The following is a 19757-nucleotide window of genomic DNA, read 5'->3' as shown; positions in this document are numbered from 1 at the left end:
GCCGCCGGTGAGATCCCCGAGCAACTTCGCAACGCTGGCCGCGAACTGGCGCGGCTCCTCCGTGCTCGTCATCGGCGACGCCCTGCTGGACGGCTGGCTGGCCGGCACCCCGACCCGGCTGAGCCGGGAGGCGCCGGTGCCGGTCATCGCCCTCGACGCCACGCGCGAGTGCTGCGGCGGCGCCGCCAACACCGCCGCCAACTTCGCCGCCCTCGGCGCCCGCACCACGCTCGTCGGCGCGGTCGGCGACGACGACGACGGTGCCCGCCTGCGCACCTGCGTCTGGGACAGCGGCGTCGCCGACCGCCTGGTCACCGCGATCGGGCGGCGGACCGTGACCAAGCGGCGCGTGGTCGCCGAGGAGCACGTCCTGGTCCGCTTCGACGACGGCGACACCGGCCCGCTGGCCCCGGCCGCCGCCGAGTCCGTCGTCAACCGCCTCGACGAGGCGCTCGCCGAGCGTCCCGATGCCGTCGTCGTCTGCGACTACGGCATCGGGACGCTCGGCGCCGCCGTGCGCGCCGTGTTCGCCGCCCGCCGGCTGGACCTGCCGCTGCTCGCCGTCGACGCGCACGACCTCTCCCCGTGGGCGCCGCTCGGCCCCGACCTGGTGACCCCGAGCTGGGCCGAGGCCTGCCGGGTGCTCGGCGAGGCGGCCCCCGTGGCGGCCCCCGAGGACCGCGTCGGCGCGATCGGCGCCGCCCGCGGCCTGCTGCTGCGGCACACCGGCGCCACGACCGTCGCGGTGACGCTCGACGCCGAGGGCTCGGTCGTGATGACCCAGAACGGCGTGTCCGTGCAGACGTCGGCCGCCCCGGCCCGGCGCAGCCACGCGGCCGGCGCGGGCGGCGCCTACGCGGCCGGGTTCGTGCTGGCCCGCCTGGCCGGTGCCGACGTGACTGAGTCGGCCGCCGTCGCCCAGCGGTGCGCGTCGATGGCCATCCGCGGCATCGGTACCGCGGTGTGCCCCCCGTTGCTCGTGCGTGCCCCCGCTGCCGATGAGAAAATTGGTGTACCGGACGGGGCGCCGGCCCGATCCTGATACGCATGCGTCCCGTCGAGCCGACCGCCGCGATCCCTGTCACCTCCTGGGTCGACGACAGCGACAGCGTGATCGACGTGCTCGACGTGCTGGCGCTGTCCGCCTTCGTCTCCGGGCAGCAGCCGCACGCCCGGACCAAGCGCCTGTCCAACGTGCGCCGGGACGCGACGCTGGTGCCCGAGGGCTCCACCGTGCTGCGCGAGGCCGTCGACGACGAGGACCGCTGCACGCTCGCGGCCGGCGACGGCTGGACCCTGCGCGCGACCCGCTGGCACCACAGCCGCAACGGCGTCGTGACGGTGACCGCCGTCGACCCGGACCTGGCCGACCGCGTGCTGCACTCGGCCGTCGACGGCGCCGAGGAGCCGCCGCCACCGGGCGACGAGTCGGTCGAGATCGGCTTCTGGCACTTCGGCCAGCACGGGCCCCGCCGCAAGCCGCGGCAGATCACGACCGAGCCGTGGTCCGCGATCCGCGGCAACTACTCGGCCAAGACCGCCGAGGCCCTCGACCGCCTGGTGGCGGTCACGGCCGAGCAGGTCAGCGGCCGGCTCATCCTGCTGCACGGCCCGCCGGGCACCGGGAAGACCACCCTGCTGCGCACGCTCGCCCGGCAGTGGAGCGACTGGTGCCAGGTCGACTGCGTCCTGGACCCGGAGCGCCTGTTCAGCGATCCGGCGTACCTCATGGACACCGCCCTCGGCGCCGACTCCGACGGCGACGCCCCGCGCAAGTGGCGGCTGCTGCTCCTGGAGGACTGCGACGAGCTGATCCGCGGCGAGGCGAAGCAGGCGGCCGGCCAGGCGCTGTCCCGGCTGCTGAACCTCACCGACGGCCTGCTCGGCCAGGGGCGCGACGTGCTGGTCGCGATCACCACGAACGAGGACCTGTCGCGGCTGCACCCGGCGGTGGTCCGCCCGGGCCGCTGCCTGGCCCAGCTGCACGTCTCCCCGCTGCCGTTCGACGAGGCCGCGGCCTGGCTGGGCACGGCGACGGGCATCGGCCCGGACGGGGCGACGCTGGCCGAGCTGTACGAGCTGCGCGCCGGCACCACGCGCGTCACGGTGCCGGACGACGACCCGCCGCGCGTCGGCCTGTACCTGTAGCCCGCGAGATGTGGCCGCTCAGCCGAGGGTGACGTCCACCGTTGGGCCGGTGTCGGCGCAGTGCATCACCAGGCGTACCTCGCGTCCGTCAGTCTTGAAGGTGACACGTGACTCCTTCGCCGGCCCCTGGGTGGCGTCCGCCACCCGGAACCCGCTGGCGGGGCGGAGCCACTGCGCCCACACCATCCCGCGGTCGCAGCTCGCGACCACGCTGCCGCCCGGGGACGTGAGCACCTTCGGGACGGCGCCGGACGCCGACGGGGAGGCCGAGGCGGCCGGCGTGGCGCCGGCCGGCGGGCGGGCGGCGGACCTCAGGAGCGCGGACCGTGCGTCCTCCATCTTGCCGATGCCCAATGCACTGATCGCCGCCGTGCATGCCGTCCAGGCGCCGATCGCGACGATCCACCGTCCACCCCGCATGGCGGCCGCCCTGCCCTGGGGAAGGTGGCGCACACCGCCCGGCGGGCGAGATCGAGGAGGGCGCCGGGTGAGGCCGGCCGGTGCCGGGTCGGCGGGGGGAATCGTGGGTGAGAAGGGCGGCCGTGCGACGTGGCGACCGGCCCGGTTTGGGACGCGCGACACCTCGCTGGTGACTTCCCGGCCCGCCTGTCCGTATCATGCCCCGGGAGCAACCCCCGTGCGCCACCCAGTCCGTCCGCTCGACTTCCCCCATCGAGGACCGACCGCATGAAGAGCAGCTCGTGGAGAATCCGCACGTGGTCGATCCGCGCCAAGATCATTACCCTGCTCGTGCCGCCGCTGGCGTCGCTGGTGGTGATGTGGGTGTTCGCCACGAGCCTCACCGCCGGAGCGGCGTTCGAGCTGTTCAACAGCCAGACGTATTACGAGCTCACCGGCAAGCCGTCCGAGTCCGTCATCGTCGAGCTGCAGCGTGAGCGCAAGCTGTCGGTGGTGGCCATCGCGGCCGGGCGGACCGAGGGGTCGCCCGCGCTCGCCGCGCTGACCGAGCAGCGGGGCAAGACCAACGAGGCGATCGCCGCCTTCCGCACCCGGGCCGAGGACGACAACCTCCAGGACGCGCTGCCGGCGAACGCCCGCGGGCGGCTCCAGGAGGTGCTCAAGGCGCTCGACCAGCTCGAACCCGGCCGGACCGCGGTCACGCTCGGGCAGGTCGACCGGGCCGGCGCCATGGACGCCTACGCGGCGCCGATCGACGCCTTCTACCGCTGGTACAACTCCCTGCCCGGGGTCAGCGACGCCGAGCTCACCCGCAACGCCCGCACGGTGATCGCGACGAGCCGCGCGCGGGAGCTGTTCGCCCGCGAGGACGCGCTGGTCAACGGGGCCGCGGCGGCCGGGAAGTTCGTGAAGGCCGAGAGCGCCGACCTGATCGCGTCGATCGGGGCGAAGCGGACCGCGTACGCCGACGCCGTGGTCGAGCTGCCCGACGACGCCCGGGCGCAGTTCTGGACGCCGGTCACGAGCAGCGACTCCTACAAGCAGGTGCGGCAGCTGGAGGACAAGATCCTGGCCGAGGCCCGGGTCAACGCCCCGCTGCCGATCGACGTGGCGGTCTGGCGCGACGCCTACGACAAGCTCGTCGAGCAGCTGCGCACCCTCGACCTGGAGTTCGGCTCGCAGATCTCGGCCAACGCCGAGCCGGTCGGCGTGGGCATCATCCTGCGGCTGGTCGCCGCCGCCGTCCTGGGCCTGCTCGCGGTCGCCGTCTCGGTCGCGCTGTCGATCCGCATCGGCCGGTCGCTCATCCGGCGGCTCACCGGGCTGCGCCACGACGCCCAGCACCTCGCCGACGTGCGCCTGCCCGAGCTGGTCGGCCGGCTGCGCCACGGCGAGGAGGTCGACGTGGTGCTCGCCGCGCCGCCCCTGGAGTACGGTGCGGACGAGATCGGCAAGCTGGGCAACGCCTTCAGCGCCGTCCAGCGCACCGCCGTGCAGTCGGCGGCGCACGAGGCCCAGCTGCGGCGCGGCCTCAACGAGGTCTTCCTCAACATCGCCCGGCGCAGCCAGACGCTGCTGCACCGGCAGCTCGCGCTGCTCGACCGCATGGAGCGGCGCACGACCGACCCCGACGAGCTCGAGGACCTGTTCCGGGTCGACCACCTGGCCACCCGCATGCGCCGGCACGCCGAGGACCTGGTCATCCTGGCCGGCGCGGCGCCCGGCCGGGGCTGGCGCAACCCGGTGCCGATGATCGACGTGATCCGCGGCGCCGTCTCCGAGGTCGAGGACTACGCGCGGGTCGGGTTCCTGGCCCTGCCGGAGGCGTCGCTGGTCGGCCGGGCCGTCGCCGACGTCATCCACCTCCTCGCCGAGGTCATCGAGAACGCCACCTCCTACTCGCCGCCGCACACCCGCGTGCAGATCAGCGGCCAGCTGGTCCCGAACGGGTACGCGATCGAGATCGAGGACCGGGGCCTCGGCATGGCGCCGGAGGCGATCGAGCAGGCCAACCAGCGGCTGCTGCACCCGCCGGACTTCGACCCGGCCAACAGCGCCCGGCTGGGCCTGTTCGTGGTGGCGCTGCTCGCCGCCCGGCACGGGGTGCGGGTCACGCTGCGCGCGTCGCCCTACGGCGGCGTCACCGCGGTCGTCCTCGTGCCGCCGCACCTGATCACCGGCGCCACGGCGGAGCTCACCGCGCCGACCGCGGCCGAGCAGCAGCTGGCCGTCGCCGAGGAGGTGCTCGAGCTGGACGCCGGGGACGTCGTGCGGCCGACCCTGGAGGACGTCGGCCCGCCCCCGCTGATCGACGTGTTCGCGGAGCCGGTGGAGGCGCCGGCGGTACCACCGGTGCCGGCGACGGCCCAGGCGCCGGAGCTCACCGACGACGGGCTGCCCAGGCGGCGGCGGCAGGCGAGCATCGCCCCGCAGCTGCGGGAGCGCCCGGAGGACGAGCGCACGGTCGACGGCATCCCGGCCGCCCAGTTCGCGACCAGCGGCGTCGGCGGCCGCTCGCCCGAGCAGACGCGGGACATGATGTCGTCGCTGCAGGCCGGGTTCACGCGCGGGCGTCGTGACGCCGCGCAGCTCGGCGATCAACCAACTCCGGAAAGGGACGCATAGGTGACGCACTCGACGAGCCGCACCGGCAAGCTCGACTGGCTCCTCGACGATCTGGTCGAGCGGGTCGAGTCGGCGCAGCACGCCGTGGTGCTCTCCGCCGACGGGCTGCTCATGGGGGCGTCCAGGGACCTGGGCCGGGACAACGCCGAGCACCTGTCGGCCGTGGCGTCCGGCTTCCAGAGCCTGGCCCGCAGCGCCGGCCGGCAGTTCAACGGCGGCGGCGTCCGGCAGACCATCGTGGAGATGGACAACAACTTCCTGTTCGTCACCGCCGCCGGGCAGGGAGCGTGTCTGGCGGTCCTGAGCGCGGCCGACTCCGACATCGGCGTCATCGCCTACGAGATGGCGATGCTCGTGACGCGGGTCGGGCAGTACCTCACCGCGCCGTCGCGGACGGGCATACCCAACGATGTCGGGTGATCACGACTGGATGGACTCCGACGCCGGCCCGGTGGTGCGCCCGTACGCGGTCACCGGGGGCCGGGCCAAACCGGCGGCGGGGGCCTTCGACCTCGTCGCCTTCGTGGTGAGCCGGGCCGACGGAGCCGGCGAAGTGGGCCTGCTGCCCGAGCAGCGGTCGATCCTCTCCCGTACCCGTGAGCCGGTATCGGTCGCCGAGCTCGCGTCACATCTCGATCTCGCGCTCGGCGTCGTGCGCGTGCTCCTGGGCGACCTGCTCCAGCAGGGCCTCATCGAGATGCACGAACCGGAGTACGACCAGTCCGTCGGGCCGCAGCGGCCCGACGATCGCATCCTCAAGGCGGTTGTCAATGGTCTCCGAGCGCTCTGACGGCCACATCCCCCTCGCGGTGAAGATCCTCATCGCGGGCGGGTTCGGGGTCGGCAAGACCACGCTGGTCAGCGCGGTGAGCGAGATCCGTCCCCTGCAGACGGAGGAGGTGCTCACCAACGCCGGCGTCGGCATCGACGACGTCGGCGGCGTGGAGGGCAAGCGGACCACGACGGTCGCGATGGACTTCGGCCGGATCAGCATCAGCGACGACATCGTGCTGTACCTCTTCGGTACCCCGGGGCAGGACCGCTTCTGGTTCCTCTGGGACGAGCTGGCGCTGGGCGCGCTCGGGGCGGTCGTCCTGGCCGACACCCGCCGGCTGACCGACTGTTTCCCGTCGGTCGACTACTTCGAGGGCCGCGGCACCCCGTTCCTGGTCGCCGTGAACTGCTTCGACGGTGTGCAGAAGCACAGCGCCGAGGCCATCGCGAAGGCGCTGGACCTCGACCCGGAGGTGCCCGTCGTGCTGTGCGACGCCCGCGACCGCCGGTCGGTGAAGGACGTGCTCATCGCGCTAGTGGAGCACGTGATGACGCTCAAGCACGTGCCGGCGTAGCGCGGCCGCCTGGGCCCGGATCTCCGGCACCGCCGTCGTCTCCCACCAGGCGCCGCGGCGGGTCGGCCCGACCGCGAGCAGGTGCTCGACCGGCTCGCCGGCTCGGTCGATGAGCCGGCCGAGCCCGTCGACGTCGAGCCCGACGCCGGTCGGGTCGCGGCGGGCCAGGCCGTCGTCGAGCAGCGCCCGGCCGAGCGCGGACGAGGCGGCGCCGCCGGGGCCGGTGCAGTTCACGATCGCGCCGACCGGGATGCTCTCCCGGCTGCCGAGGGTGACGACGAAGCCGCGCTCGCCGCGGCGGATCGTCCGGATGGCCGCGGCCCGGGTGCGCAGCTCGCCGCTCTCGCGCAGCGCGGCGACCCGCGCGGCGACCTCGGGCGCCATGCGGTGCCGGTGCACCTCCCAGTACGCGGCCACGTGCCGCAGGAACCGCTTGCGCGCGTCGACCGACAGCTGCCACCAGAGCTCGTCGATCCGGGGCCGCAGGTGGTCGACGGCCGCCCGCCAGTCGGGCTGGGTCGCCGCGTACGCGCGCACGGCGCGCAGCAGGCCGGCGGCGTCGCTGCCGTGGAACTCGAGCCCGCTCGTCGCCGCCGGCTGCCGGGGCAGGTGCGGCTGGGGGAGGAGGCCACGGCGGGACACGGCCAGCATCGGGGCGCGCCGGCCGCGCCCGCTGAGCGTCAGGGCGACGTCGAGCGCGGTCAGGCCGGTGCCGATCAGCAGCACGGGCACGTCGCCCGGCACCCGGTCGAGCACGCCCGGGCTCCACGGGTTTCCCACATAGTAGGGGTGCGTCCGGACGGCCGAGGTGATCGCGAGCGGGCCGGCCGGGGCGCCGTGGCCGAGGGCCAGCACGACCCGGTCGGCGGCGACCCGGCCGCCGCCGCGCAGCAGCACCTCGCCCGCCCGGGTCACCCGCGCGGCGGCGCCCTTCACGTGGGTGAACTCGACCCGGGCCAGCCGGTCGTGCAGGTAGTCGCCGTACACCCGGCGCGGGGCGAAGTCGGCCGGCCCGACGCTGTTGTCCTGCTCCTGCCACCAGCCGGCGAAGTCGCCGGGGGCGTCGGCGAGGGCGCTCATCGCCGCGGCGCGCGAGTTGAGCAGGTGGCCGGGGTCCGTGGTGCGATAGGCCGCCCCGCGCCCGAGCGCCTCGCGCGGCGCGGGATCGACGACGATGAGGCGCTGCCCGGGATCCTGGCCGAGGTGGATCGCGGTCAGCGCCCCACTACATCCGCCACCCACCACCACGGTCGTCTGCATGCCGCCTCAAATCCTATCTAGCCGATGGATTTAATGGTACTAGCTGCGCGGCCGGACGTGTAGTCGCGTGCTCCTCCGGGCATGTTGCCCAGCATGTCGAGGTTGTTCCGGACCAAGTCGATCGAGCAGTCGATGCGCGACACGGACGAGCCCGGCCGCCGGCTGCGCAAGAACCTGTCCGCGTTCGACCTGACGGTCTTCGGCGTCGGTGTGATCATCGGCACCGGCATCTTCGTGCTCACCGGCCAGCAGGCGGCCCGCAACGCCGGCCCGGCCATCGTGCTGTCCTTCGCCCTGGCGGGCGTCGTGTGCGCCCTGGCCGCGCTGTGCTACGCCGAGTTCGCCTCCACCGTGCCCGTGGCCGGCTCGGCGTACACCTTCTCCTACGCCACCCTCGGGCAGTTCATCGCGTGGATCATCGGCTGGGACCTGTGCCTGGAGCTCGCCCTCGGTGCCGCCGTCGTGTCCCGCGGCTGGTCGGCCTACCTGCAGGAGCTCTTCGACCTGCCGGCCTGGCTGGCCGGCGACCGGGCCCGCCCCGACTTCGGCGCCGCCTTCATCGTCGCCGTGCTCACCCTGGTCACGGTGCTCGGCGCCAAGCTGTCCGGGCGGGTCACCGGCGTGCTGGTCGCGGTCAAGGTGGCGGTCGTGCTGTTCGTCATCGGCCTCGGGCTGTTCTTCGTCAAGGCGGCGAACTACACGCCGTTCATCCCGGAGGCGGTCCCCGCACCGAAGGAGTCCGGCGGCACCGCGCCCCTGCTGCAGGTGCTGGCCGGGATCACCCCGCAGCACTTCGGCTGGTTCGGGATCGTGGCCGCCGCCTCGATCGTGTTCTTCGCCTACATCGGCTTCGACGTCGTGGCCACCACGGCCGAGGAGACCCGCCGGCCGCAGCGGGACGTGCCGCTCGGCATCATCGGCTCGCTGGTGATCTGCGCGGTGCTGTACATGGCCACGTCCTTCGTGGTGACCGGCATGGTGCCGTACCCCGACCTCGACACCGCCGCGCCGCTGGCCCGGGCGTTCGACGTGGTCGGGCAGGGCTGGGCCGCCGACCTGATCTCCCTCGGCGCCGTCTGCGGCATCACCTCGGTGATCCTGGTGCTGCTCCTCGGCCAGTCGCGGGTGTCGTTCGCGATGGCCCGCGACGGGCTGCTGCCGCCGGTCCTGGCCCGGGTCCACCCGCGGTTCGGCACGCCCTGGGTCATGTCGACGATCACCGGCGTGGCGGTCGTGCTGCTGGCCGCCTTCGTACCGCTGTCCGAGCTGTCCGAGCTGACCTCGATCGGCACGCTGTTCGCGTTCGTCGTCGTGTCGCTCGGCGTGATCGTGCTCCGCCGGACCCGGCCCGACCTGCCCCGGGCGTTCCGGATGCCGCTCGTGCCGTGGCTGCCGCTGGTGAGCGTGCTGGCCAGCCTCTGGCTGATGCTCAACCTGCCGGTCGTGACCTGGGCCCGGTTCCTGATCTGGATGGTGCTCGGGCTGGTGCTGTACTTCGTGTACGGCATCCGGCGGGCTACCGTGGACGCCTCGCGATCGGACACCCCGTCGGCGCCGGCCCCCCGCAGCTGACGGGCGGGCGGCTGTTGTCGAACGGGGCGCGCAGGCGGCGCCGCCTGACCGGCTTCCTCATGCCGGGAACGCACGCGTCCCGGGTGGCGGCGCGTTCATTGTTGCTGGAAAGCTGACAGTATGAGCGATTTCGGCCTGCAGTCCGACAACTACGAGCTCGAATACGATCCGGAGGACCTGGCCGATCCCTCCGCGGTCCACGGCGAGGGCGTCTCGGCCGGCTTCGGCGCGGCGGACGACGCTGCGGTCGCGGACGACCCGATGGCCGGCGACGTGCAGACGGCCGGCTACGACACCGACGGCGACGGCGTGGCGGACGTCCTGCTCGCCGACCAGAACGGCGACGGCCGGACCGACGTGGCGATGTGGGACACGAACGGCGACGGCCTGATCGACAAGGTCGCCTACGACCGCGACTTCGACGGCCGGATCGACCTGATCTACCACGACGACAACTTCGACGGCGCGGTGGACCGCGTCGAGTCGAGCGCCGACGACCTGCCGGGCTACGCGTCGAACTGACCGCGGCCGGGTTCCATGATCGAGGGCTGCCCCGGCACTTGATCATGGCGGCGGGGCTGCGGAGCCGCGGGTGGGGCGTGGGACGAGGCGGCGCCCGGCACCGCGAGCGGCGCCGGGCGACAGGGCTGCGCGGTCAGGCGCCGCGGATGGCGCGCATCTGCTTGGCGTAGGCCCGCCTGCCCACCAGGTGCCAGAGCAGCCGCGCCGGGACCGGGAGGTGGCTCAGGAAGCGGGCCGTCTCCTCCGGGGTCGCCTCCTCCAGCAGCGCGCCCAGCAGGAACAGCTGCTGGTTCCTCGGCGTCTTGGCCCGCGCGTGCTCGCTCAGCTCCGCCCACTCGGCCGGGGTGATGTGCTCGGCGATCAGGGGCAGCACGGCGGTCTCCTCCTCGTCCAGGTGCACCAGGAGGTCGGCGCGGTGCCTGTGCAGGGCCGCGACCAAGGCGTCCCGGGACGCGGCGTCCGCGGTGCGCTCCCACGACCCGAGCAGCTGCTCGACCAGGTCGAGACCCTGCGAGACCACCTCGTGCTGCTGCTCCATCCGCAGCACGAGCTCGGCGTCGAGGTCGACGCGGGCCAGCAGCTTCGGCCACAGCAGGGCGTCCTCGCTGGTGTGGTGATCGTGGAGGCCCTTGACGTACCCCAGGGCCAGGGCGGCCAGCGCGGCGGCACGCGCGACGTCGCCGGGGGCCACGCGGCCGACCAGCTCGGGCAGCCAGCGGGACTCGCGGCGGAAGACGCGGTGGACGACGACCATCTCCTGGACCCAGGGGCGTTCGACGGTGGCGGTCATATCTGGTGGCTCCTTCAACTACCGAAGTGGATGACGCCACGGTCGCCGCACTGTCTTGTAGTGGTCTTGGAAGCGGCTTGGCGGGCGCTAACATGGCCCGCGTCATGCTGATGCGGGTGCTCGGGCCCTTCGAGGTCGAGGTCGACGCAGGCGGTGCGGTCGACCTCGGCGGCCCCCGCCAGCGGGCCGTGCTCGCGCTGCTGCTCTCCGCGCGCGGTGAGGTCGTCTCGGTCGACCGGATGATCGACGACCTCTGGCGCGGCGAGGCGCCGCCGCGGGCGATCGCGTCGCTGCAGGCGTACGTGTCGAACCTCCGCCGGCTGCTCGAGCCCGGCCGCGAGCGGCGCGCGCCGGCCCGGCTGCTGGTGAGCGCGCCGCCGGGGTACGCGATCCGGCTGCCCGCCGACGCCGTCGACGCCTGGCGGTTCGAGCGGCTGCTCACCGAGGCGCGGGCCGTGCACGCCGCCGATCCGGGGCGGGCGCGGCTGCTGCTGCGGGCCGGGCTGGAGCTCTGGCGGGGCAACGCGTACGCGGAGTTCGCCGAGGAGGCCTGGGCGCAGGCCGAGGCGGCCCGGCTGGAGGAGCTGCGGCTGGTCGCCCGCGAGCTGCTCCTCGACGCCGGCCTCCGGACGGGCGACGCCGCCGAGGTGGTCGCGGAGGCCGAGGTGCTGACCCGGCGGGCACCCCTGCGCGAGGAGAACTGGCGGCTGCTCGCCCTGGCGCTGTGGAGCACCGGCCGCCAGGCCGACGCGCTCGCCGCCCTGCGCCGCGCCCGCACGGTCCTCGCCGACGAGCTCGGTCTCGACCCGGGCCCGGCGCTGGTCGACGTGGAGCAGGCGATCCTCACCCAGCGCACCGACGTGCTGCCCAGGACGGAACCGACGGCCGCGACGCCCGGCCCGGCGCCGACGACACCGCCGGAAACACCGCCGGAGGAGCTGTTCGTCGGGCGGGAGGCCGAGCTCGCCGCCCTCACCGCCACCGCCGCCGAGGCCGCCCGCGGCACGCCCCGGATCGTGCTGCTCAGCGGCGAGGCGGGCGTCGGCAAGACCAGCCTCCTCGGCCGGTACCGCCGGGCGCTCACCGGTAGCGGCTGGTTCGTCGCGGTCGGCCGCTGCCCCGAGGCCGAGGGCGCCCCGCCCGCCTGGGCCTGGGTCGAGGCCCTGCGCCGGCTCGCCCGCGAGGTGCCGCCGGGGGAGCTGGCGCCCGCGCTCGCCCCGCTGCTCGACGACGCCGACGGGGTGCCGGACGCCGACGTGGCCGCGGGCCGCTTCCGCCTGCACCGCGCCGTCGTCGCCTGGCTGCGGGCGGCCGCCGCCGAGCGGCCGGTCGCGATCGTCCTCGACGACCTGCACGCGGCCGACGCCGAGACGCTCCTGCTGCTCACGAGCGCGGCCGAGCTGTCCGAGCTGTCGGACGTGCCGATCCTCCTCGTCGCCGCCCTCCGACCGGCCGACAACCGCGAGCGCCTCGCCGAGTCCATGGCCGCACTCGCCCGCCGCTCGCCCCAGCGACTGCACCTCGACGGCCTGGGCACGGCGGACGTCGAGCGCCTGGTGGGCGCCTTCGCCCGCACGAGCGTCGACGCCGAGACGGTCGCCGCGCTCACCGAGCGGACCGGCGGCAACCCGTTCTACCTGCGCGAGTCCGCCCAGCTGCTGGCGTCGGAGGGCGCGCTCGTGGCCACCTCCGAGGTGCCCGAGGGCGTCCGTGACGTGCTGCGGCGGCGGCTCTCCCGGCTGCCCCAGCCGGCGGTCGCGGTCCTGCGGCTGGCCGCGGTCGTCGGGCGGGAGGCCGACGTCGAGACGGTGGTCGAGGCGGCCGACGCCGACGAGGGCACGGTGCTCGACGCGCTGGAGGCCGGGCTGATCGCGGGCCTGCTCACCGAGCCGGCGCCGGGGCGGGTCCGGTTCGTGCACGGGCTGGTCCGCGACACGATGTACACCGACCTGTCCCAGCTGCGCCGGGCCCGCATGCACGCCCGCGTGGCCGCCTGCACCCGCCGGCTGCGCCCCGACGACTACCCGGCGCTCGCCCACCACTACGCGCGGGCCGCGTCCTCGGAGACCGCGGCGCTCGCCGTCGACTACGCGATCCGGGCCGCCGAGCTGGCCGAGCGCCGGTTCGCCTACGACACCGCGATCGAGCTGCTCACCACCGCCCTGGGCACCGCCGGCAGCGACGAGGCGCGGGTCGACCTGCTCGGCCGGCTGGTGCGCGCGCAGGCCCGGGCCGGCGCGATCGGGGCCGCCCGCGAGACCCGGGCCCGGGCGGTGGACGTCGCCGTCGCGTCCGGCAGCGACGAGTTGCTGGTCGCCGCGCTGTCGGCGTGGAAGGTCGCCACACCGTGGCAGATCCGGCCGTACGGCGAGATCGACGCCCGCATCGTCGACCTCCTGACCCGCCTGCTCCGCCGCGCCGACCTCACCCCGGAGGACCGCTGCCGGCTGCTGGAGGCGCTCGTCGCCGAGCTCGACGGCGAGGCCGACCCGCGCGGCCCGGCCGCCGGCCGGGAGGCGTACGAGGTCTCCCGCGGCCTGGCCGACCCGCAGCTGCGCGCGCTCGGCCTGGCCGCCCGGGCGCGCTCGCTGCCCTTCGACCGCGAGCCCGAGGCGCGCGGCGAACTGGGCCGGGAGCTGCGCGACCTCGCCGAGGAGCACGGCCTGGTCGCGTACCACTGGCTGGCCGAGCAGATCATCGGCAACTCCGCCGCCGCGCTGAACCGGCCGGCCGAGGTGCGCGCGTCGGTCGAGCGCCAGCTGGAGACGGCCCGCACCTACCGGCTGCGCGAGGCGTACGCGGTCGGCCTGAGCGCGCAGGCCGCCCTGGCCCACATCGCCGGCGACCTCGCGGGCGCCGAGCGGTACTACGACGAGGCCCACGACCACATGCGCCGGCAGGGCTCGCTGCACGCCGACGGCTTCCACTTCCTCGCCCGCTCGACGCTGCTCATCACGCAGGGCCGGTTCGCCGAGCACCTGGAGCCCACCCGGCACGTGCAGCGGGCCCTGGGCCCGATCGCCGACGACGCGCTCGCCCTCGCGCTGACCGCCGCCGGCCGGCTCGACGAGGCGCGGACGATCCCGATCGGCCGCCACCCGATCCGCCCGGACTACTTCGAGTCGGCGTTCTACACCATCCGGGCGCTGGCGGTCGTCGCCCTCGGCCGGGCCGACCTCGCCCCCGCCGTGATCGAGGCGCTGGCGCCCGTCCGCGAGCAGCTCGCCGGCTACTCCAGCACCGCGATCGCGCTGCGGCCGGTCGCGCTCACCCTCGCCGAGCTGTACCGGCTGCTCGGCCGCACCGGGGAGGCGGCCGAGCACCTCACGCTCGCGGTAGAGGTGGCGCGGCGGTGGGACGCGCCGCACTGGACGGCCGAGGCGCTCGCCGGCTGACCGAGCACCACACCACCAGCGCGACCGCCCCGGCCAGGAAGCCGGCGTTGCCCCACCAGCGGACCGGGTCGCCCGGCTCGACCATGCCGGTCAGCGCGAAGCCGAGCCAGCCGTAGGTCAGCAGCGTGCCGGCGGCCAGCGCCATCCGGTGCCGCTCGGTCCAGCCGGCCCGCCGGGCGAGCGCGCCGACGGCGAGCGCCGCCGCGGCCGCCAGCACCACGCCGAACGCCAGCCCGGCCCAGGTCTCCGGCCGCAGGACGAACGCGCTCGACACCGCGAACCCGAGCACGCCCACCAGCCACGGCCGCGGCACCCGGCCGGCCGCCGTCGCCGCCCGCGGGCGCCGGGCCAGCAGCCCCGCCGCGACCAGCAGCAGCGCGACCGCCGCGGCGCCGGCCAGCTGGGCCGGGGAGGCCAGGAAGTCCTCGCTGTGCCGCAGGTCGTCGAAGATGATCCAGCAGCCCAGGAGGTACAGCAGGATCGTCAGCAGCAGTCCGGGCGTCCGCAGCCACGGGGTGTGCCGCCGCCCCGGCGTCAGCCACTCGACCAGCGCGATCGGCACCCCGATGCTCCACACGACGTGCCCCACGAGGAAGGCGAAGCCGCTGCCGGCGCTGATGCCCAGCGCCGGGACGGGGGTCGTCGCCTGGAAGTCGTGCCCCTCGAACGTGGGGTTGAACAGCGACTGGTCGACCAGCCCCGCCTCCACCACGCCGTACGCGGCGGCGAGCAGCAGGATCGCCGGCCAGCCCCGGCCGGTCCGCCGGACCACCTCGCGGATCAGCAGGGCGCCCCCGCCGTACAGCGGGATCAGGAACGGCAACGCGGGCAGCAGCCGGACGCTCACGTTGCCCAGGAGATACTCGCCGACGAGCGGGGCCAGCACCAGCAGGCCGGCCACCGGCGCGACGTTCGACCGGGAGCCGAGGGCCGCGGCCCAGGCAGGGAATCTGCGAACCATGGCTCAAGTGCAGCGGGCCCGGCCGCCCGCCGACAGCGCCGAAGGTCGCGGCCCGCCGTCATCGAAGGTTAGTGGACTCCAAGTCGTTCGTAAGCGGGCCGGGGGACGGTGACTGCGAAACCTACCGAGGAGATCTGACACCATGTCCCGTTTGCTCGGCCGGCTCGGAGGAGCGGCCGCCGCCCACCCCTGGCGCACGATCGGCGTCTGGCTCATCGCGCTGGTGGCGTTCACCGCGCTGTCCGTGTCGTTCGGCGGTACCCCGCACGACGACTACAACGTTCCCGGCACCGAGTCGCAGGCCGGCACCGAGTTCCTGCGGGAGCACTTCCCGCAGATGTCGGGCGCCGACGCGCGGGTCGTCGTGCACTCCGGCACCCGGCTCGACCCGGCGGCGCTGGAGAGCCTGCGCACCCGGCTCGCCGCCATGCCCGGCGCCGGGGTCGTCTCGGCGCCGCGGATGTCGGCGGACGGCGACACCGCGCTCATCGGCGTCCAGTACGAGATCCCGGTCACCGACTTCGCCGGCACCGAGGGCGTCGACGCGCTGCGTGCCGCCGCCCAGCCGCTCAGGGACACCGGCGTCCAGGTCGAGTTCGGCGGGCAGGTCGCCGAGAACATCTCGGCCCCCAGCGGCACCGCCGAGGCCGTCGGCATCGTCGTGGCGCTGCTGATCCTGGTCTTCGCGCTCGGCTCGGTCGTGGCCGCGGGCCTGCCGCTCATCGTCGCCATCGCCGGGCTCGGCGTCGCGACCGCGGTCATCGCGCTGCTGGAGCGGATCACGGACATCAGCGGTACCGCACCCACCATCGCCACCATGGTCGGGCTCGGCGTCGGCATCGACTACGCGCTGCTGCTCGTCGCCCGGCACGTGGAGGGCCTGCGGGCCGGCCTGTCGCCGCGCGAGGCGGCGGCCGCGGCCAACGCCACCGCGGGCGCGTCGGTGATCGTCGCCGGCCTGACCGTGCTCGTCTCGCTGTTCGGCCTGAAGCTCTCGACGCTGCCGGTGTACTCGTCGTTCGGGTACGCCACGTTCGCCGCGGTCGGCGCGGTGATGATCGCGGCCGTGACGCTGGTGCCGGCGCTGTGCGGGCTGTTCGGCCGGCGGGTGCTGCCGCGCCGGGTGCGCCGCGGGCCGGCCGCCTCCGGCGAGCCGGGCTTCACGGCGCGCTGGGCGACGCGGGTCAGCGGGCGGCCGGTGCTCGCCGCGCTGCTGTCGTTCGTCGTGCTCGCCGGCCTGGCCGCGCCCATGCTCGGGATGCGCACCTGGCCCCAGGACGCCGGGAGCCAGCCGACGTCGAACACCTCGCGGCAGGCGTACGACCTGGTGGCCGCCGAGTTCGGCCCGGGGGCCAACGGCCCGCTGCTGGTCGCGGTCGACCTCACCCGCGCCGGCAACCCGGACGAGCTCGCCGCCCGCATCCGCGCCGTGCCCGGCGTCGCGTCGGTGGCCCCGCCGGCGGTCAACGGCACCGCGGCCGTCATCGCCGTCGAGCCGGCGACCGGCCCGCAGGACGAGCGGACCACCGACCTGCTCGACCACCTGCGCGCCGACGTCCTGCCGGACGGGGCCCAGGTCACCGGCCTGGTCGCGGTGTTCGCCGACATCTCCGAGCGCCTCTCGCACCGGCTGTGGATCGTGGTCGCGTTCGTGGTCGCCCTGTCGCTGGTCCTGCTCACCGTGCTCTTCCGGGCGCCGGTCGTGGCGGTGAAGGCGGCAGTCATGAACCTGCTCTCGGTCGCGGCCGCGTACGGCGTGATGACCGCGGTCTTCCAGTCCGACGCCGGCGCCCGCGCGGTCGGCCTGCCGCACGAGGTCCCGGTGTCGAGCTGGGTGCCGATCCTGCTCTTCACCGTCCTCTTCGGCCTGTCGATGGACTACGAGGTGTTCCTGCTGTCGCGGGTCCGCGAGGACTGGTTGCGCACCGGCGACGCCCAGGGCAGCGTGACCCGCGGCCTGTCCGCCACGGGCCGCGTGATCAGCAGCGCGGCGGCCATCATGGTGGCGGTCTTCGTCGGCTTCGCCCTGGACCCGGACGTGACGGTGAAGATGACGGGCGTCGGCATGGCGGTGGCGGTGTTCATCGACGCCACGCTGGTCCGCCTGGTGCTGGTCCCGGCGACGATGACCCTGCTGGGCCGGGCCAACTGGTGGATCCCGCGCTGGCTGGACCGCCTGCTCCCGAAGGTCGACGTGGAGCACCACACCGCCCCGCTGCGCCCCCTGGAGCCGGTCGCCTGACGGTCGCGCCGGCCCTGACCCCGGGCCGGGCCCCGCACGCCGCGGGTGCCCGGCCCGCGGGGGACGGCGCGGGCGGGCACGGTGTTCCCTTTGCCCGGCATGACGACCGGCACCGCACCGCCTCGCCGGGGTGCGCGAGGGGCGGGGCCGGGCCTCAGCGGAGGCCGAGCGAGGCCAGGACGCGGCGGACCGCCTCCGCCGACGGGCGGAGGATCGCGGCGTGGACCCACCGGGCCGGCGGGACCACCAGGGTGCGCCAGGTCCAGCGGACCGGGATCACCACCAGGTAGCGCCACAGCAGGACCACCGAGTGGTTCCAGGCCCACGCCACCGCCTGGGCGACCGGGACCACGACCCAGCGCCACGCGAGGACGAGCGGGACCACGAGAACGTAGTACAGCGCCTTGCCCAGCGGGGTCAGGACGTAGCGGTACAGCAGGCGCAGGGCCCAGGCCACCCCGCGGGCCGCCTCCGCGAGGACCCTGCCCAGGAAGACCCAGACCGGTTTCAGGGCCACCAGGCCGTGCCACAGCGCGGTCAGCAGCGGCAGCAGGACGTGTCTGCCCAGCCAGGCCAGCGGGCGCCAGAGGACGTTGACGACCAGCCAGTGCAGCGGGACCCAGATCGCGTAGTAGAAGGCGTAGGCGAGGGGGCGCAGGATGCAGTAGTAGAGGAACCAGCCGACGGGTTTCCCGACGTACCGCCAGATCCAACGTCCGACGAGGGCGAGCAGGTCCCAGGCCAGTTTGCACGGGACCACCACGACGACGGCCACGGCCCGGATCGGCCAGGCCAGCCACGCCGGCAGCGGCTCCGGCTCGGGTGCGCGGGCGGGTGGACGCCGGCGGGGGCGGGGGCGGGACCGGGTGGTCACGCGCCGCCCGCCAGCTCGTAGCGGGCGCGCATGAGGGCGAAGCCCAGCAGGTTCTGGCCGCGCCACAGCGCCGGCTCGTCGGCCGACGCGTCGCCGGCGGACAGGCCGATGCCCCAGATGCGGTCGAGCGGGCTGGCCTCGACCAGCACGCGGTCGCCCGTGCCGAGCAGGAAGTCGCGCAGCGGCGGGTTCTGGTCGAACTTGGCGACGCTGCCGGCGACCACGATGCCGAACCGCTCACGCTCCCAGACCGTCTCGTCGAAGCGGGCGATCCGGCGGCCGAGGGTCTTCGCCTCGTTCGGGTGCGTGACGGTCAGGATACGTTCGGCGACGGCGGCGTCGCCGAACAGCAGCGCCTTGCGGTACATCATGAAATGCTCGGCCGACGGGAACGTCACGCCGTCCACGGCGAAGCCGGCCGGCCACCACTGGCTGAGGCAGCTCGGGCCGATCGAGCCGTCTGCGCGCGGGTGGTGCCCCCAGAAGAAGAGGTACCGCACCCGGGTGCCCGAATCGGTGAGCCGGATGAGGTCGGCGGTGGACGTCGGTGGCGCGAGCATCACCCGAGTCTGCCGGATCCGGTCAACCGGCTATGTCGGGTATTCACTGCCCAGGGCGGCGGTGGGCAAGATCACTGTGACGATGAGGCCGCCACCGTCACGCGGGTCGGCCTGCACGCCCCCGCCGTGGGCCAGCGCGACCGCCCGGACGATGGACAGCCCCAGGCCGGCGCCGGGGGCCTTGGCGCGCTCGGCGCCGAGCCGGCGGAACGGCTCGAAGAGGTTCGGGATCTCGTACCGCGGGACGACCGGCCCGCTGTTCGTCACGCGCACGAAGACGGTGCCGTCCGGCCGCGTCCCCGACTCGGCCCGCACCCAGCCGTGCTCGGGCAGGTTGTGCCGGACCCCGTTCTCGACCAGGTTGTGGACGACCCGCTCCAGCAGCACCGCGTTGCCGATGGTCGGCGCCTCGTGCGCGACCGCCTCGACCTTGACCGAGCCGGTCGGCAGCTGCCCGGCCACGTGCCCGACGACGTCGGCGAGGTCCACGTAGGCGCGCTCGGTCACCGGCCGCTCCGAGCGGGCGAGCAGCAGCAGCCCCTCGATGAGCCGCTCGTGCCGGTCGTTGACGGCCAGCAGCGTCCGGCCCAGCTGCACCAGCTCCGGCGACGCGGTCGCCGGGTCGGTGGCGACCTCCAGCAGGGTGCGGTTCAGGGTGAGCGGCGTGCGCAGCTCGTGCGAGGCGTTGGCGATGAACCGGCGCTGGCCGTCGAACGACTTGTCGAGGCGGGCCAGCATGCCGTCGAAGGTGTCGGCGAGCTCCTTCACCTCGTCGTACGGGCCGGCGAGCGCGATCCGCTCGTGCAGCCCCCGGTCCGGGGCGGCGGCGATCCGGCGGGCGGTCTCGGTGACCCGGTGCAGCGGCTGCAGGAGCCGGCCGGCGATCAGCCAGCTGAACGCGACCGCCGCGACGAGGACCACGCCGAGGGCGACGCCGCCCTGGGTGAGGAACGCCTGGAGGGCGCTGTTCTTGACGTCGCCCTGGATCTGCGCGACGAACTTGGGCTCGGCCAGCAGGTCCGGCGGCGGGGCGCTGCCC

The 19757-nt window shown here is 74.8% G+C and carries 17 protein-coding genes; 10 read left to right on the top strand and 7 right to left on the bottom strand.

Going from position 1 to position 19757, the window contains the following annotated elements:
• Positions 1–7: 7 nt before the first annotated feature.
• Positions 8–1042, top strand: coding sequence for a bifunctional heptose 7-phosphate kinase/heptose 1-phosphate adenyltransferase (locus IEZ31_RS15805; RefSeq protein WP_190250599.1), 1035 nt, complete (start codon positions 8–10; stop codon positions 1040–1042).
• A 5-nt stretch (positions 1043–1047) separates the two neighbouring features.
• Positions 1048–2148: a DUF5925 domain-containing protein gene (locus tag IEZ31_RS15800; protein ID WP_190250598.1), complete on the top strand. Its 1101-nt coding sequence runs from the start codon at positions 1048–1050 to the stop codon at positions 2146–2148.
• 18 nt (positions 2149–2166) lie between these two features.
• Here IEZ31_RS15800 and IEZ31_RS15795 read toward each other — a convergent pair whose 3' ends face one another.
• Positions 2167–2568, bottom strand: coding sequence for a hypothetical protein (locus IEZ31_RS15795; protein ID WP_190250597.1), 402 nt, complete (start codon positions 2566–2568; stop codon positions 2167–2169).
• A 267-nt stretch (positions 2569–2835) separates the two neighbouring features.
• On the opposite strand from IEZ31_RS15795, the gene IEZ31_RS15790 reads away from it, so the two are divergent.
• The 4 genes from IEZ31_RS15790 to IEZ31_RS15775 are packed head-to-tail and all read left to right on the top strand — an operon-like array spanning position 2836 to position 6542.
• Positions 2836–5193, top strand: a complete 2358-nt coding sequence (locus IEZ31_RS15790) for a sensor histidine kinase (RefSeq protein ID WP_190250596.1) — start codon at positions 2836–2838, stop codon at positions 5191–5193.
• Positions 5194–5613: a roadblock/LC7 domain-containing protein gene (locus IEZ31_RS15785; RefSeq protein WP_190250595.1), complete on the top strand. Its 420-nt coding sequence runs from the start codon at positions 5194–5196 to the stop codon at positions 5611–5613. It begins immediately after the preceding gene.
• Positions 5603–5983, top strand: a complete 381-nt coding sequence (locus IEZ31_RS15780; protein ID WP_190250594.1) for a DUF742 domain-containing protein — start codon at positions 5603–5605, stop codon at positions 5981–5983. Before IEZ31_RS15785 ends, IEZ31_RS15780 begins: the two co-directional genes overlap by 11 nt.
• Positions 5964–6542 (top strand): GTP-binding protein, encoded by a 579-nt coding sequence (locus IEZ31_RS15775; protein WP_190250593.1) that lies wholly within the window; start codon positions 5964–5966, stop codon positions 6540–6542. The genes IEZ31_RS15780 and IEZ31_RS15775 overlap by 20 nt, the downstream gene beginning before the upstream one ends.
• Here IEZ31_RS15775 and IEZ31_RS15770 read toward each other — a convergent pair.
• A complete protein-coding gene (locus IEZ31_RS15770) occupies positions 6501–7802 on the bottom strand; it encodes an FAD/NAD(P)-binding protein (RefSeq protein ID WP_190250592.1) in 1302 nt (433 codons plus the stop codon). The genes IEZ31_RS15775 and IEZ31_RS15770 overlap by 42 nt on opposite strands.
• 93 nt (positions 7803–7895) lie before the next feature.
• Here IEZ31_RS15770 and IEZ31_RS15765 point away from each other — a divergent pair, with 93 nt between their 5' ends.
• The gene (locus tag IEZ31_RS15765; RefSeq protein ID WP_190250591.1) at positions 7896–9374 is read left to right on the top strand and encodes an amino acid permease; all 1479 of its coding nucleotides are present in this window, start codon (positions 7896–7898) and stop codon (positions 9372–9374) included.
• A 120-nt stretch (positions 9375–9494) separates the two neighbouring features.
• Positions 9495–9896, top strand: coding sequence for a hypothetical protein (locus IEZ31_RS15760; protein ID WP_190250590.1), 402 nt, complete (start codon positions 9495–9497; stop codon positions 9894–9896).
• Between the two features lie 133 nt (positions 9897–10029).
• Here the strand turns inward: IEZ31_RS15760 and IEZ31_RS15755 are convergent, their stop codons facing one another.
• A complete protein-coding gene (locus IEZ31_RS15755; RefSeq protein WP_190250589.1) occupies positions 10030–10686 on the bottom strand; it encodes a hemerythrin domain-containing protein in 657 nt (218 codons plus the stop codon).
• A 104-nt stretch (positions 10687–10790) separates the two neighbouring features.
• On the opposite strand from IEZ31_RS15755, the gene IEZ31_RS15750 reads away from it, so the two are divergent.
• A complete protein-coding gene (locus IEZ31_RS15750) occupies positions 10791–14081 on the top strand; it encodes an ATP-binding protein (RefSeq protein ID WP_229835118.1) in 3291 nt (1096 codons plus the stop codon).
• Here the strand turns inward: IEZ31_RS15750 and IEZ31_RS15745 are convergent.
• Positions 14011–15042, bottom strand: coding sequence for an AF_0692 family protein (locus tag IEZ31_RS15745; RefSeq protein WP_190250588.1), 1032 nt, complete (start codon positions 15040–15042; stop codon positions 14011–14013). The two genes, IEZ31_RS15750 and IEZ31_RS15745, sit on opposite strands and share 71 nt — an antisense overlap.
• A gap of 142 nt (positions 15043–15184) precedes the next feature.
• On the opposite strand from IEZ31_RS15745, the gene IEZ31_RS15740 reads away from it, so the two are divergent.
• Positions 15185–17284 carry an MMPL family transporter gene (locus IEZ31_RS15740; protein WP_190250587.1) on the top strand — a complete coding sequence of 700 codons (2100 nt, stop codon included), beginning with the start codon at positions 15185–15187 and terminating at the stop codon, positions 17282–17284.
• Positions 17285–17438: 154 nt separating this feature from the next.
• On the opposite strand, the gene IEZ31_RS15735 is transcribed toward IEZ31_RS15740, so the two are convergent.
• The 3 genes from IEZ31_RS15735 to IEZ31_RS15725 form a co-directional block, all read right to left on the bottom strand.
• Positions 17439–18158: a hypothetical protein gene (locus tag IEZ31_RS15735; RefSeq protein WP_190250586.1), complete on the bottom strand. Its 720-nt coding sequence runs from the start codon at positions 18156–18158 to the stop codon at positions 17439–17441.
• On the bottom strand, positions 18155–18718 hold the full coding sequence (ybiA, locus tag IEZ31_RS15730; protein ID WP_190250585.1) for a riboflavin biosynthesis intermediates N-glycosidase: 564 nt from the start codon (positions 18716–18718) through the stop codon (positions 18155–18157). Before ybiA ends, IEZ31_RS15735 begins: the two co-directional genes overlap by 4 nt.
• A 30-nt stretch (positions 18719–18748) precedes the next feature.
• The coding region (locus tag IEZ31_RS15725) for a sensor histidine kinase (protein WP_190250584.1) at positions 18749–19757 on the bottom strand (1009 nt) is incomplete at its 5' end.

The organism is Dactylosporangium sucinum, from assembly GCF_014647515.1.
Lineage (GTDB): Bacteria > Actinomycetota > Actinomycetes > Mycobacteriales > Micromonosporaceae > Dactylosporangium > Dactylosporangium sucinum.
This window is presented reverse-complemented; position numbering and strand designations above follow the sequence as displayed.